Genomic DNA, 13,083 nt, shown 5'->3' on the forward strand with positions numbered 1-13,083 from the left:
GGTTCTGCAAGGCCCAATACGATTGGGCCAGCGCAAGCCTTGGTCCAGCAGTATTGGAAGAGTCGCGAAAGATGTAACGAGAGTGGGTCACGTAGTTAGCCTAGATAGATAGCGCTATCGAGAAAACCAGATAATTTCGATATTTGACATTGAGAAAAACGATGGAAAGGCCTAGGGGTTGGTGCTCACGGAACATGCGCGTTGAATACGCTGTGCCAATCGCCTCGTCGCTGGTGGCTGCGCCTCCCATCGAAGACACGCGATCAGAAGTTCGCGATGCAGCGGAAATCCTCTCACTTGCTTTGCGGACAGTCCCTTCCCCGCAGCACCAGTGACTGAGCAGTCCGGGAGTAGTGCCATCCCCATCCCCGCAAGCACAACACTCTTGATCGCCTCCATGTTCTCCATTTCCATGGCGATGCGTGGGGTGATTCCCAGTTGCTCGAAGTAGTTTCGTTGGACCGTGCGCATTGCAGTACCTGGCAGGTGGGAGATCAACGGTAGACCATCCAGATCTTGTGGCACCAGTATCCGTTTCGTGCTCAGTGGATGTGTCTCGGGAAGGACAACAAGCAATCGTTCCTGTACAAGCGGAACCGTTTCTACTTGTGCGAGTGCAGCGGAGGGGCTCATGACAATTGCAAGATCAAGCGTCTGGTCCAGTAGCCCTTGCAACAACACCTCCGTTGTTGCGGTACTCACCTGAATCTCAATCTGGTTATATTTCGCACGATAGTCGCGCAACACCTTTGGCAAAAGATAGATCAGTGTTGATGCACCAACTCCAAAGCGAATTGTTCCTCGCTGCGTTGTGGAGTACTCGCGCACCGCGAGTTCAGCATTCTTCACGTCGGCAAGAATGCGCTCAGCGTATGCCAGCAAGGTTTTGCCTGCGGGCGACAAGGCAACTCGGCGTGGGCCGCGGACGAATAAGACGCATCCGAGTTCACTCTCCAATTGCTTCACATGCAGCGAAATCGTGGATTGTGACAGAAAAAGCGATCGTCCCGCTTCAGTAAACGAGCCGGTAACGGCAACTGCCTGGAATACTCGGAGATGATGTAGATCGGTCACGCGGGATACTCTATCGCGTTTTTGGTGAGAATGTGGAACACGATCAGCGCAGCGGCGTAGGCCACACCCGCGACGAGAAAGACCAGGGTATAGTCGCCATGCGACACCTGAAGCACCAAGCCAGTGAATTTCTGAAAGACAACTCCCCCAAATGCTCCTGCAGCACCTGCAATTCCTACAGACGAGGACAGAGTTGCGGCGGGGAAGCAATCCGCATTGGCCGCGAATAAATTGGCGGCCCACGCTTGGTGTGCAGCTGTAAGGACGCTGAATAACGCAATCATCTCTGTCAGAGAGTCAAGCCTTGTTGCCAGCATCAAAAGCAAAGCGCACGCTGCGCTGACCGCAAGTACAGCTTTGCGCGCACTCAATATCTTCCATCCACGTCGAATGAGATAACCCGCACTCCAACCGCCAACTACTGCGCCGAGCGACGAGGCACAATAGATGATTGCAAGGGGAATACCAATTTGTGCCACGGAGAGATGGAACCGCTGTTGCAGGAACTTCGGCAACCAGAAGAGATATAGCCACCAAACCGGATCCGTCATGGCCTTGACGAAAACAAATGCCCACATAACGCGAAGACGCAACAAGTCAATCCAACGCGTGCCTTGTGTGGCTCCGGTAGCTACAGGCTGAACTCGGCGCTTCGCTTCTCCGGAAAGCAAGCGTTGATAAGGGAAGAACAGCCACAGAATCAACCACACGAACCCGAGTACACCGACACCAACAAACGCAGCTCGCCAGGAATGATAACGCGCCAATATAAACGCGATAAAGCCAGGAGCAACCAGTGCAGCGAGGTTGGAGCCCGAGTTGAAGATGCCCGTTGCAAAGGCTCGCTCCTCGGGTGCAAACCATTCGGAGATTGCTCGGATTGCCGCAGGAAAATTGCCACTCTCTGCAAAGCCAAGACAAAGGCGTGCGAAGAAAAAACCCATCACGCTGCTGGCAAACGCATGGGATATTGCAGCCAGCGTCCACAAGAACACGAACACAGCATAGCCAATACGCGTGCCGAGCCAGTCCACGATGCGCCCAGCGATGATGTAGCCAACACCATAGGCAAGCGTAAACCCGATGACGATGTTTCCGTAGCTGTCTTCGCTCCACTTGAACTCAAGATCAAGCGTATGCGCCAGGATGCCAAGCGCGGAGCGGTCCATATAGTTAATGCCGGTGGCCAGAAACAACAGGGCGACAACGAGCCAACGATAACGGCTCTTCTGTGACTCCCTGGGAGCCGCGATTTCAATCACAGTACGACTCTCTCGTTGTGCTCGCGGGTCCAGTGTGACCATCAGCCTTCACGGTATCCAAGTTCCGCGATCAACTTACGCATGTAGGCGAAGCTTTTCAGCGTGTCTGGCATCGGATCGTTTTCGTGGGTCTCCAACTCCAGATCAACGTAGTAGGGATAGTTGATCGCAGCCAGAACGCGAAATATTTCACGTGTAGGCATGACCCCGTCGCCCATCGGGAGCGCTTCTGCAGTTTCGTTTGCCGCAGCCAGATCGCGAACATGCAAATCATAGAGACGGCTTCCGGCCATACGGATTGCCGCTACCGGATCGACACCAATGCGTAACGTATGTCCGACATCAATGCAATATCCAATACGGTGATCGAGCGGCTCGATCGCCTTCTGAACATCAAACGGCGAAGGCCACTCCGTGTCATGCGGACCGTGATTATGCAACCCCATGCAAATGTCGTATTCCTTCACGAATCGCTCGACGCGAGGAAGGACGGCATGCGTTGGTGCGCCGACAAAACGCCTGACACCCGCTGCTTTCAGATACTCAAACTTCGCGCGCACATCCTCGTCGCTATCGGTACGAAAGTAGATGGCTCCTGCGCAGGTAAGCTGCACGCCCGCATCTCGATACGCTTTTGCAAGCCGTGGCACATCTGCCAGCGGTGTCATGGGCAGATGAATGTCCTTCACATTCAGTGAAGGACACTTCAGCTGATGCATGAAACCAATCACCTGATCTGGTCCAAATTTACGGAAGCCATAACTGCACACACCGAGACGTATAGTGGGCGTTGCTGGAGCCGCGACCATCTGCGAGGTCAGCATGCCGCCTGCCGCGAGGCAGCCCAGCTTCAGAGCGTCACGACGATTGATTCTAGACATTTGCCCACTCCCCGCGTGGAATCGGTGCAGCTAAAAGACTGTTGGCACGATTGCTATCCAGGAATAGCTCCGCCTTCGGATCCCAACGCAATTTCTCTCCCGTTTGGCAGGCAATCAGGCCGATCTGCGAAATGCTGATATCGCGATGGCCGGTCTCGATTGGAATCATGGTGGGCCTCCGCTCCTGGATTGCGGCGATGAAATCGTTCTTGTCCCAGAGATTATGAGAGAAGTCTTCCTCACCCTTTTCTGGTTCCAGCGTCACCAGCTCCGGCTTGCTGCTCGTCATTACACCGGGATAGTTCTCAATCTTCAGCCATGCCTCGCTGCCGTGATAGGTAATCGTCGGGATGCTGGTTGGCGTTTGCTCACATGTCATCTCAAGGCCGTTCTCGTAGCGATACGTCACTTTGAAATTGATCATGGTGTCCCATAAAGCATTCGGAAACTCTCCGTGCCCTTCGATCTCGACCGGGCCGGAGTTCTCTGAGCGATTGGCCCACTGCACCATATCGAAGTAGTGCGCTCCCCAATTGCTGATCATGCCTTGCGCATAGGTGCTGACGCGCATCCAGTTGGGACGCATCTTCGTCTGCTTCCGATCGTGCACCCGCTTTTCTGTGTAAGGAACAACCGGAGCTGGACCGAGCCACATCTGGTAGTCAAGCTCCTCTGGAACCGACATATCCGGAGCATCCACTACTGGAGTTGGATCGGATGGAAATGTAATTTCCACCCGTTGCAGCCTACCGATGTGTCCATTGCGGATCAGCTCCACAGCGTGGTTTTGCTTACGCACACTTCGGAATTCGCTATCGGTACGTGCGGTAACACCAGAAGCCTTCACGACATCCGCAAGTGCACGCCCCTGCTTCACACTAAGACTAAGTGGCTTTTCCAGTGCGAAATGCTTCTTTGCCTTCGCCGCCATCGTACCCATGGTTGTGTGCCAGTGGTCGGGCACTGAGATCATCAGCGCATCGATATCGCGGTGGTGGATAACATCACGAAAATCTGCGGTCTGAGTGCATCCGTTGTAACCACTTTTCCCATCGCGTTTGGCGTAGAACTCGTTAACGAACTTCTGCGCCTCAGCCATTCGCCAGCGGTCGGTGTCACATACCGTAACAACTTGTACGCCCGGTACGGCCAGCATCTGGGGCAAGTTGGAGCCAAACGCCTGCCTGCCCGTACCAATGAAACCCACATTGATACGGCCGCTGGGCGCATTCGCACCAAGCACTCGTGAAGGAACAATTGCTGCAGAGGCCGCGCATGCAGCCGACCGAATGAGAAACTCTCGACGATCCATTCCGCTCTCCTAAGGCAGCTGCTTTAGTTTCAAGTTACGGAAGGCCACGTTGTGCCCGTGATCCTGCAGAAGGATGTGACCTGTAGAGATGGATCCGAAGTTGGGATAGGCGTGAAATTTGCTATCTTTCACACCCTGCTGGAAGAGAGCGGATGTGCGTTCCACATCGATAACCTTCTTCCCATCCAGCCAGTGCTCAATATGATTGCCACGCACGCGGATTCTGGAACTGTGCCACATCCCAACTGCCGTATCACCCTTGTTAGGCGCAACAACGTCATAGATTGCTGCAGTTTTCTTCTTCGCATCCAGCGGTTTGCCCATGTAGATATAGTTGGCATCGTCGATGATCTGATATTCATAGCCGGGCTGCGATCCTACCGGCTTGGGCTGACGCTCTTCCACAAAGTACTTCACGCCACTGTTGCCATCCTTGCCAAGTTTCCAGTCAAAGACCATCTCAAAGTTTCTATAGGTCTTCCGCGTGACAATGTCTCCACCATCGCCCGCTTCCATGCCTTGAGTAAACTCGCCACGTAACTCTCCCTCGTGGATCGCCCAACCGTGGGTGGGAAGGTTTTCCATATACGCACCGCGCCATTGAGACAAATCCCTGCCGTCAAACAGGAGCGTCCAACCGTCCTTCTTTTCCTCAGGACTCAGCGTGTTGATTGACTGAGCAGTTGCTGTATGCGCCGCGCAAAGTAGCAGTAAGGCACATGAAATCGTTCGAAGCGTCATCGTTCCACAATCCCCATCATCTCTTGTTCAGTCCCTGAAAACGCCTGCATCAGAAGGCAGGCGGATTCTACGCAGGCAGAAGCGATTGAGGAAAGTCGAAAATGTCGATATCTGCTATTACTTTTCTCAATGGGAATGTGGCAACGCTCGCGGGCCATTAGGTGACAGGTGAGAGACTGCATGCCACCTCACTTATTTTTGTCCGGCACGATCACCAGCCAACCAACGCAAGCACCAAGGAAAAGGGATGCTGCACCGACCCAAAGCACACTTCGATAGGCATGAATGAAAGCAACTGCGACGGCGTGCATCGCGCGACTGTCGGACACATGGATGGCAGCCAACTGCAGACGATTCGCCTCGATCTGAGCCAGGATGTGGTCCGGCAATGAGAGCGATGCAAGCTCGCGATCGAGCGTGACAGTAAAGAGTGCCACCACAAGGGCCCCGAACGCGGCGATGGAGATAAGCGAAGCCAACCGGGAGACAGCGTTATTGATACCTGAGGCGACTCCTGCATTTGATTTCGGGACAGCATTCATTACCGTCGTAGTCAGTGGAGCGACGGTAATCACCATCCCCAACGACATCACCAACACAGCGGGTAAAAACGATGTCCAATAAGATCCATTTTGTGGCACTAACGCAAACAGCATGAAACCGATGCACGTAATGAATGGCCCGACCGTAAGTGGGAGTCGAGGCCCGTAACGATCCACAAGACGCCCCGCCCAGCGCGAAAGCACCAACATTGTGACAATGAAGGGCGAGAACGCTCCACCTGCCTGTGTTGTCGAGTAATGCTGGATCTGGATGAGATCCAGAGGCGTGAAAAAGAGGAGCGTTCCGAGTGGTGCATAGACAAAGAGAGTTAGAAGGTTGGCGCCGGCAAAATTGCGCGAACGGAAGAGCCGAAATGGAAGCATCGGCGCGTGAGCACGTTCTTCGACATAGACAAACGCAATCAATGCCAACACTCCAGCGACCGCAAGCGTAATGAGCCTGGCCCGGTGTCCTCCCGATGGCCATTCAATCAAGGCGTAAACAACAGCGCCGAGTCCGAACGTCGTTAAGAGTGCGCCGAACCAGTCAAGATGACCGTCAACTTTCTGGTCACGCGATTCCGGGATATTCACGCAGAGAGCAACGACCGCGATCGCAAAAGGGATATTCAGAAAAAATACCCAGCGCCAGCTCAAGTGTTGGATCAGCCATCCGCCAACTACAGGACCGATAGCCGCCGTGATGGCAGAGAATCCCGACCAAGTTCCGATTGCCCGACCGCGTTCGTTCTCTGGAAACGTAGCTGTAATCAAGGCAAGGCTGCCTGGAACCAGGAGTGCCGCTCCAACACCTTGTAGCGCTCTCGCGCCAATCAGCCAGCCAATGTTGGTGGCTACACCGCAAGCCACGGAGGATAGTGCAAACAGGACCACGCCATAGACATAGATCCTTCGGCGGCCATAGCGATCTCCCATCGAGCCCCCCACAAGCAATAGCGACGCGAGTGTAAGGGCATAACTTTCAACAACCCATTGCGCATCCAGAACATTTGCGCGAAAGAAGTCCTGCAGAGTTGGAAGCGCGAGATTGACGACGGTTCCATCGAGAAATGCCATGCTCGAACCGAGAATGGTCGCAACCAACACGAGACGGGCGGTCTTCGATGAAGCTGGGACGGGATCCGACATAGATGTAATTCCAGTGCTGCTGCCACCGTTGTTGAGAGGCCGTAGAGACCAATGCTGCGGGCAATTCGGCACGCGGCAACCAACAGGTCATTGACAGAGTACACTTCCCACTTGCAGCGGACCACGATTCCGAGAATAATTAATCTCGAAAGCGAGATACGCTCATGGCCACCGCTTCCCCCCTCGCCCTGCCCAGAATCGCCGGATACGACTTCGAGACTGGTGCTGATCTCGGCAATCCTGCCGAGCGCGCAGTGCTCTCCTCTGCAGCCATCAAAGCGTTTCTGAATCTCAAGAAGAAGTGGGATTTGAACGAAGAGGAGTCCCGCTCGCTTCTCGGGGGAGTGGCTTCGTCAACATTCCATGCGTGGAAGACGAACCCCAAACGCTCGCTCGACCAGGACACCCTCACACGTATCTCGCTCCTCATCGGCATCTATAAGGCTTTGAACATCTATTTTGGGAAGCCCTGGGCAGACCGTTGGATTAGTCTTGCGAATCGCGGGCCGGTCTTCATGGGGCGCACTCCGTTGGCTTACATGATTCAACGGGGACAGCCCGGCATGATTGAAGTGCGACGCATGCTGGATGCCTGGCGAGGTGGGCAGTGACGCCGCCTCTTCGCAAGGTAGAGCGGAGCGGCATGCACCGTTTGCTTCCGTCTCGTTATAGCGAAACAGGAACGGTTCTCGATGATCTCGCTGAGGACGAAGAGATGCTTGAGAAATTGATTCGTCTGGACGGGGCAACGAATGATCGTATTCAGGGTGAACAATTTGGACTCCCGGGTATCAGCACGTATGAACTGATCTATGGCATAGCCAACGCTCACATTGTTCGCGCAGCTTTTCTTCACCCCAGCCCAACGGGAGCGCGTTTCAGTGGTCCAACTCGGGGTGCGTGGTATGCCGGTGACAAATTGGAAACATCCTTCGCTGAAGTCAGCTATCACAAGGCCAAACGACTCGCCGACATCATTGTTCCCGAATCCGTAGCTGGCGTCCCAGAATCCGAATCATCGACCTACGACGACTGGCTCGCGGACTTTCACGGCGAGTTCCATTCGTTAGAACCCGCGACGAACTATGCCACTTGCCTGGTACCGGAACCTGTTCCTGCATGCTATGCGGAGCCACAGAAGCTCGCTCAAGCACTAATGAAGGAGAAATCCAACGGGATCCTCTATCCCAGCGTGAGAAAAAAAGGTGGCCGTTGCCTAGTATGCTTCCGGCCAGCTTTGGTCTATCGTCCTCGCCGCGACAAACGATACCTCCTCTCCCTTTATTGGGATAGGAATCGATACCGGCAAGAAATTCACGAAGTCCCCCTAAAACAATCTCGAAATCGCCCCTGAGTTTGGCCAAGCTCGTTTCTACTCGCTGCCCGTCATCATGTTTCCGTGAGAGGATGAAGGCGTTCTCGCATCGCAGGCTGGGCTCGCTACCACTGTTTGACGGACATTTATCCGTCGCGGATCACGACTTTAGGAAAGTCTTAGCCGAATCGGCAACACACGCCTGATGTGGTCTTATAGAGGCGTTTGTTCGATTCTCTTCGCCACTCAACCTCGAGTTTGTCGCTACCCTATTACGGCATGCAAGCAAAGTTCGATGCGGCATCTATGCTTCCGTGGCCTTTGTATTTCGCGATCAGCGGATAAACGCAGAGGGGCCGAGTTCGATCGACTTGCCCGTTCGTTTGGTGAGAAGAGAGAACTTCTGACGGAACCTTTCCTTTCTCGACCCAAAGCTCCATCAATTCAATCTTGTCGAAACGATCCGGCCCCTCTCCCCCGGAACAGTGAGCCATACCGGGCGCCATAAACAACCTGGCCCAGTCCTGATGTTTGCCGTCATCTCCATTTGCGGCCAGCGTCGCTTGATAGAACTCGACCGTCGACATAGGGGCCACTTGCTGGTCCGCCCAGCCGTGATACAGCAGGAGTTTGCCGTTACGTTTCGCGAACGCGCGCAGATCAGGGTCCAATGCGTCTATCCCTTTGTTGGCCATGTTTGCTTTTGCTGCATCACGTGTGAGATTGAAGCTCTTCCAATCCCACGACGGGTCCTGGTAGACCACATACCGAAACTGGTCCCAAAACAATTCCGCAGGTTCTTTGCCATCTGACAACCGTGACCATCGCATTTCCGTTCCAGGTTCGAGGCGTGGAAAGTAGATTGCACCCTTTCTATCCTTAACGGGACTGATCATGATCTCGGCACTGTGAACCTGCTTTGCAGTCAAGCAATCAAGACGATCCTCACCCTTGCATTCGAGCTTCTTGAAATCCACTTTGCATGTCTCGGGACTCTCGATGAGCCCGTCCTTCAAGCCGTCATTCGTATCGCAGGCGTTCAGCACGGCTTGATGTAGCATGGCGTATTTGGTCGCCGGGATGTATGCCTGTGGATCCTTGAACGTCTCATTGGCAATCCAAAGTGCCCAAGCATTGCGGCGCATATCCGCAGGATCACCTGCGATGATGCCATCAAATTCCTCCGGGTAGCGCGCTGCCTGAATAAGTCCTTCGCGACCACCACCGGAACACCCGTTCCAATACGAATACTTTGGAGCCTCGCCATAAAAGGCACGCACTAGCGACTTTGCGACCACCGTCATTTCGTGTTCTGAGCGATATGCAAAGTCGATGAACTTTTGAGGATGACCCAACAAGAACTGCGCACTTGAACCTCGATGCCCATCGTCTGTCGCGCTCACAGCGTACCCACGTCGAATACCTTCCGCAAGCGCGTCATACGCAATTGATCCGCCCCACCCGCCGGAGCCAACCGCCATGAACTTTCCGTTCCAGCCGACGATTGGCAACCAGACCTCAACCCCGATGTCCGAGTCAGCAGTGGGATGAAGCGATGCAATCACTCGACAGAACGCTGGCAACGTCGTTGCTGCAGCCGCATGAAGTTCCGGGAGAGTGGATCCCGCTGGAACGAGTTTCGCGGTTGAAATTCTGGTTGTGGACGAACCTGTGGTCGACAGCGCCTCGCAGGACTGTCCCCGCGCGCCGCCGGCCGTCGCGATTACTGCCACAACAAACGCAATCCAAACTCTCGTCATAGTCATTGCACCGTTCATCATATGCGCGAACGATCTCGGTCTTACTCTCACAGGGCTCCACAGGTGGGATAGGAACCCGGAAAACGATTTTGTAAACTCGAGGTCTCATGAGGCCTCCAGCGTCCTTGTTTTCGACGACAACCGTAACCGTTGCCAGGGACTGACAGAGTTGCTTACACGTCAAGGCTTTGAAATTTACACGGAATTCGGCGGAACGGAAGGCATTGCTTGCGCACGGTCTATTCACCCGGACGCCCTGCTGCTGGATCTCCATATGCTGAACATGGACGGAGTCGAAGTCACAGCGGTACTCCGTAAGATCCATCCATGGAGACGGTCGCAATCATTCTTCTCACCGTGGAGAGCGCCCCGTTTCCACGCGCAGCTCCGATGCTTACGTCACGTACCCAATTGAGACAACGACGCTCACGTTGGTGCTGCTGGGTTGCATCGAGAGGCGGAAACAGCAACCACAGGGCTGCTGTCCTCAAGCCCTGCGAATCTCACGCTCGTGCTGTTCGGACCCGGAGTCGTGTTCTCTGCGTTCGCCTAGCTATGTGGTCCGAACCGGTAATCCGTCTCGCCTCAACAAAGCGGGCCGCAAGAGAACACGCTGGCGGTCCACTCGGGTAAAGTAAAAGTGTGCGAGTTGCCATCGTCACCGGAGCGGCGCAAGGAATAGGGCGCAGGACTTCCGAGTTTCTAGCGCAGTCTGGTTATGCCCTTTTGCTGCTCGATCTGCAGCCCTGCGAAGGCCTGCTAGCCGCACTGCGCGCGGCGGGCTCTGAGGTTGAAGCACTCGTCGGTGACATAACCGACGAAGCGTTCATCGCATCGGCCGTCTCGGTTGTTATGGAACGTTGGGGCAGGGTCGACGTCCTCGTCAACAATGCAGGTATTAGCTTCATCGCTCCTGCTGAGACGATTGAAGCCTCTGCCTTTCGACGCGTGCTTGAGGTAAATCTCGTCGCACCTTTTCTTCTCTCGCGTGCCTTCGGCTCCATCATGCTCGAGCAGCGAGAAGGCAGTATTGTCAATGTTGCATCCATCGCCGGTTTGGTCGGTATCAGCGACCGCACCGCCTATAACGCTTCGAAGCACGGCCTGATCGGGCTGACGCGTACTCTTGCTGCAGAATGGGGAGGTCGCGGCATTCGAGTCAACGCTGTGTGCCCTGGCTGGGTGAAAACAGAGATGGATGTTGCAGACCAAGCCGGCGGTGGCTATACGGACGACGACATCACAGGCCGCGTCCCCATGGGTCGTTTCGCCAGCCCGGACGACATCGCTCGCACCATCCTTTTCCTTGGCGACCCGGCACAAAGCGGCTTCATCAACGGTCAGGCGTTGGCAATTGATGGTGGCTGGACTGCCGACGGAAGCTGGCAGAGCCTGCGCATCAGTAAGCGTTCCTAAGCTCGGACCGCCTACTGGTAGCTCGCGAGGGGCGCGAGAGAGCATCATCCTTTAACAAACGCCAACACGATTGGCCAACAACGCCGTCATCAAGTTGCCCAAGAAGACAGCCAGCACAGCCCGCCACACCGTCCGAAAGCGCTCAGTCGTAACGCAGAGCTACCATGGGATCGATGGATGCGGCGCGACGTGACGGAATCCATGCCGAAAGTAAGGTGATGATGGCGATGCCCAACGTTGCCGCAATAAACACGATTGGATCGGACGGGCTCATCTGATAGAGCTGAGACCGTAACAGTCGTGTCGCCACCAGCGTGGCAGGCAGGCCTATCGCCAGGCCAATCACCAACAGAGATAACGATTCACGTAGTACCAACCACTGCACACCGCCATTTCTGGCGCCCAGGGCCATACTAATGCCAATCTCGTTAGTGCGGCGAGCCACGCTGAAGCTCATCACATCATAAAGACCGATCGCAGAGCAATACGGCAAGCATTGCAAAGGTGTAAGTCAGGCGAGAGATGAGTGTCTCGCTGCTGGTGAACGAATTCAGGTGTTCCTGCATGGTGTAGACGTTCAGGATAGGCAGGTTAGGGTCGATTGAGTGCGATGCGCCGCGTACGGCCTGCGTGGTCATTGCCGGATCACCCGCAGTGCGGACGAGGATTGTGGCGGCAAAACTATCCCGTGTCCCCTGTCCTCTGTGAGCTGGGCCACGGGAAGGTAAATCATCGGTTCGGTCATTGTACCGCGAAGTTCAAAGGTGCGCGTATCGCGAGCAATGCCAATGATGTTCCATGAGCTATTTGTGGTATCGAGTTTGAACAATGCTTAAGCTGTCAGTGTCGATGAAGCGGGATTTTGACCAGTGATCAGTCGGCCATCGGCGATTGTGAAGGGCTCCCAGTTCTTCTTCTTTTCGAAGATCGCACCAAGCCTTAGCAACTCATCTTCGGCGAGGAATGCGACGACCTTGGTCAGCTGAACCTCTTCCTCCTCGCCGTTCGTGAAACCAGTCACCTGTTTACCTTTCACTAAGGGTTCGCCCTTGTACTTCACATGACGCAACACACCCGAAGATTGGCAAGCCAACGCGATAGGCTTCCCGGAATCGTAGAACGATTCAAGAAGGGCGATCGAGACCGGATCTCCGCCAGATCCCACATCGGCCCGTGCCCTTCCGTGTAGAGGCCGTGTCGAAATCCTCTGCTCGTACTTTGGAAGTGCTTTACCGTATTTGCGAAGGAGAGCGGCGAAGCGGAACGGAAAGGGCCAAGCGCAACGAAGGTCTGCACGAGCCGAAGGTGCGGAAGATTGGGGACACCCTTACGCCGCGCCAAGGAGGAGTCCTCAGCAAAGCTTGGTTTCCTTGTCTGCGCGTGGGACGCGCGCTCCAACTAAGGGAGGGCGTTGCGGCAAGTAACGTCCGGCTGATGTGGGTGGCAAAACACACACGAAGCGCCGGAGACAGAGAGGTATTCCTCCCACCAAGCCAGCTCAGTCCTCAACCGCCGGATACGCGGGTCCTTGACACGAACAGGTATCGAGCCGGTTGGATTCCGACAAGTCCGCGAGTGTGCTTTCCGCCTACTCCTGGGATTCAAGGGAAAACTGCCAGGCGCGCTCTGCT

Annotated in this window: 14 protein-coding genes; 4 read left to right on the forward strand and 10 right to left on the reverse strand. The window is 54.9% G+C overall.

Annotation, left to right across the window (positions count from 1 at the left end; all coding sequences use genetic code 11):
* Positions 1-171: 171 nt before the first annotated feature.
* The 6 genes from M504_RS18940 to M504_RS18965 form a co-directional block, all read right to left on the reverse strand.
* Positions 172-1,074 carry a LysR family transcriptional regulator gene (locus M504_RS18940; protein ID WP_047497219.1) on the reverse strand — a complete coding sequence of 301 codons (903 nt, stop codon included), beginning with the start codon at positions 1,072-1,074 and terminating at the stop codon, positions 172-174.
* Positions 1,071-2,378: an MFS transporter gene (locus tag M504_RS18945; RefSeq protein WP_052201057.1), complete on the reverse strand. Its 1,308-nt coding sequence runs from the start codon at positions 2,376-2,378 to the stop codon at positions 1,071-1,073. Before M504_RS18945 ends, M504_RS18940 begins: the two co-directional genes overlap by 4 nt.
* The gene (locus M504_RS18950) at positions 2,378-3,217 is read right to left on the reverse strand and encodes a sugar phosphate isomerase/epimerase (protein WP_047497221.1); all 840 of its coding nucleotides are present in this window, start codon (positions 3,215-3,217) and stop codon (positions 2,378-2,380) included. The genes M504_RS18945 and M504_RS18950 overlap by 1 nt, the downstream gene beginning before the upstream one ends.
* Complete coding sequence (locus M504_RS18955) at positions 3,210-4,529, reverse strand: Gfo/Idh/MocA family protein (protein WP_047497223.1); 1,320 nt, start codon at positions 4,527-4,529, stop codon at positions 3,210-3,212. The genes M504_RS18950 and M504_RS18955 overlap by 8 nt, the downstream gene beginning before the upstream one ends.
* Positions 4,530-4,538: 9 nt before the next feature.
* Positions 4,539-5,270 (reverse strand): DUF1080 domain-containing protein, encoded by a 732-nt coding sequence (locus M504_RS18960; protein ID WP_047497225.1) that lies wholly within the window; start codon positions 5,268-5,270, stop codon positions 4,539-4,541.
* A gap of 188 nt (positions 5,271-5,458) precedes the next feature.
* Positions 5,459-6,961: an MFS transporter gene (locus tag M504_RS18965; protein ID WP_052201058.1), complete on the reverse strand. Its 1,503-nt coding sequence runs from the start codon at positions 6,959-6,961 to the stop codon at positions 5,459-5,461.
* Between the two features lie 164 nt (positions 6,962-7,125).
* Here M504_RS18965 and M504_RS18970 point away from each other — a divergent pair, with 164 nt between their 5' ends.
* Positions 7,126-7,572: an antitoxin Xre-like helix-turn-helix domain-containing protein gene (locus tag M504_RS18970; protein WP_047497227.1), complete on the forward strand. Its 447-nt coding sequence runs from the start codon at positions 7,126-7,128 to the stop codon at positions 7,570-7,572.
* A gap of 32 nt (positions 7,573-7,604) precedes the next feature.
* Positions 7,605-8,315, forward strand: coding sequence for an RES family NAD+ phosphorylase (locus tag M504_RS18975; protein WP_084214560.1), 711 nt, complete (start codon positions 7,605-7,607; stop codon positions 8,313-8,315).
* 233 nt (positions 8,316-8,548) lie between these two features.
* Here the strand turns inward: M504_RS18975 and M504_RS18980 are convergent, their stop codons facing one another.
* Entirely contained in the window at positions 8,549-10,042 is a 1,494-nt protein-coding gene (locus M504_RS18980; RefSeq protein ID WP_232296366.1) for a tannase/feruloyl esterase family alpha/beta hydrolase, read from the reverse strand.
* On the opposite strand from M504_RS18980, the gene M504_RS22815 reads away from it, so the two are divergent.
* Both M504_RS22815 and M504_RS18985 read left to right on the forward strand, forming a co-directional pair.
* Entirely contained in the window at positions 9,948-10,451 is a 504-nt protein-coding gene (locus M504_RS22815) for a response regulator (RefSeq protein ID WP_198137702.1), read from the forward strand. The genes M504_RS18980 and M504_RS22815 overlap by 95 nt on opposite strands.
* Before the next feature lie 227 nt (positions 10,452-10,678).
* Complete coding sequence (locus M504_RS18985; protein WP_047497229.1) at positions 10,679-11,452, forward strand: SDR family NAD(P)-dependent oxidoreductase; 774 nt, start codon at positions 10,679-10,681, stop codon at positions 11,450-11,452.
* A gap of 142 nt (positions 11,453-11,594) precedes the next feature.
* Here the strand turns inward: M504_RS18985 and M504_RS18990 are convergent, their stop codons facing one another.
* The 3 genes from M504_RS18990 to M504_RS18995 all read right to left on the reverse strand — a co-directional run bounded on the left by M504_RS18990 (position 11,595) and on the right by M504_RS18995 (position 12,545).
* Positions 11,595-11,897 carry an FtsX-like permease family protein gene (locus M504_RS18990; RefSeq protein ID WP_198137703.1) on the reverse strand — a complete coding sequence of 101 codons (303 nt, stop codon included), beginning with the start codon at positions 11,895-11,897 and terminating at the stop codon, positions 11,595-11,597.
* Between the two features lie 16 nt (positions 11,898-11,913).
* Positions 11,914-12,090, reverse strand: a complete 177-nt coding sequence (locus M504_RS22165) for a hypothetical protein (RefSeq protein ID WP_156994022.1) — start codon at positions 12,088-12,090, stop codon at positions 11,914-11,916.
* A 194-nt stretch (positions 12,091-12,284) separates the two neighbouring features.
* Positions 12,285-12,545, reverse strand: coding sequence for a hypothetical protein (locus M504_RS18995; RefSeq protein ID WP_198137704.1), 261 nt, complete (start codon positions 12,543-12,545; stop codon positions 12,285-12,287).
* Positions 12,546-13,083: the final 538 nt, after the last annotated feature.

This window comes from Terriglobus sp. TAA 43 (assembly GCF_000800015.1).
Lineage (GTDB): Bacteria > Acidobacteriota > Terriglobia > Terriglobales > Acidobacteriaceae > Terriglobus.

Excerpts from the sequence above, each read along its gene's own strand:
- M504_RS18955 (WP_047497223.1), bottom strand. The coding sequence starts at position 4,529 with ATGGATCGTCGAGAGTTTCTCATTCGGTCGGCTGCATGCGCGGCCTCT.
- M504_RS18975 (WP_084214560.1), top strand. The coding sequence starts at position 7,605 with ATGCACCGTTTGCTTCCGTCTCGTTATAGCGAAACAGGAACGGTTCTC.
- M504_RS22165 (WP_156994022.1), bottom strand. The coding sequence starts at position 12,090 with ATGACCACGCAGGCCGTACGCGGCGCATCGCACTCAATCGACCCTAAC.
- M504_RS18965 (WP_052201058.1), bottom strand. The coding sequence starts at position 6,961 with ATGTCGGATCCCGTCCCAGCTTCATCGAAGACCGCCCGTCTCGTGTTG.
- M504_RS18960 (WP_047497225.1), bottom strand. The coding sequence starts at position 5,270 with ATGACGCTTCGAACGATTTCATGTGCCTTACTGCTACTTTGCGCGGCG.
- M504_RS18980 (WP_232296366.1), bottom strand. The coding sequence starts at position 10,042 with ATGACTATGACGAGAGTTTGGATTGCGTTTGTTGTGGCAGTAATCGCG.
- M504_RS18970 (WP_047497227.1), top strand. The coding sequence starts at position 7,126 with ATGGCCACCGCTTCCCCCCTCGCCCTGCCCAGAATCGCCGGATACGAC.
- M504_RS18950 (WP_047497221.1), bottom strand. The coding sequence starts at position 3,217 with ATGTCTAGAATCAATCGTCGTGACGCTCTGAAGCTGGGCTGCCTCGCG.
- M504_RS18945 (WP_052201057.1), bottom strand. The coding sequence starts at position 2,378 with ATGGTCACACTGGACCCGCGAGCACAACGAGAGAGTCGTACTGTGATT.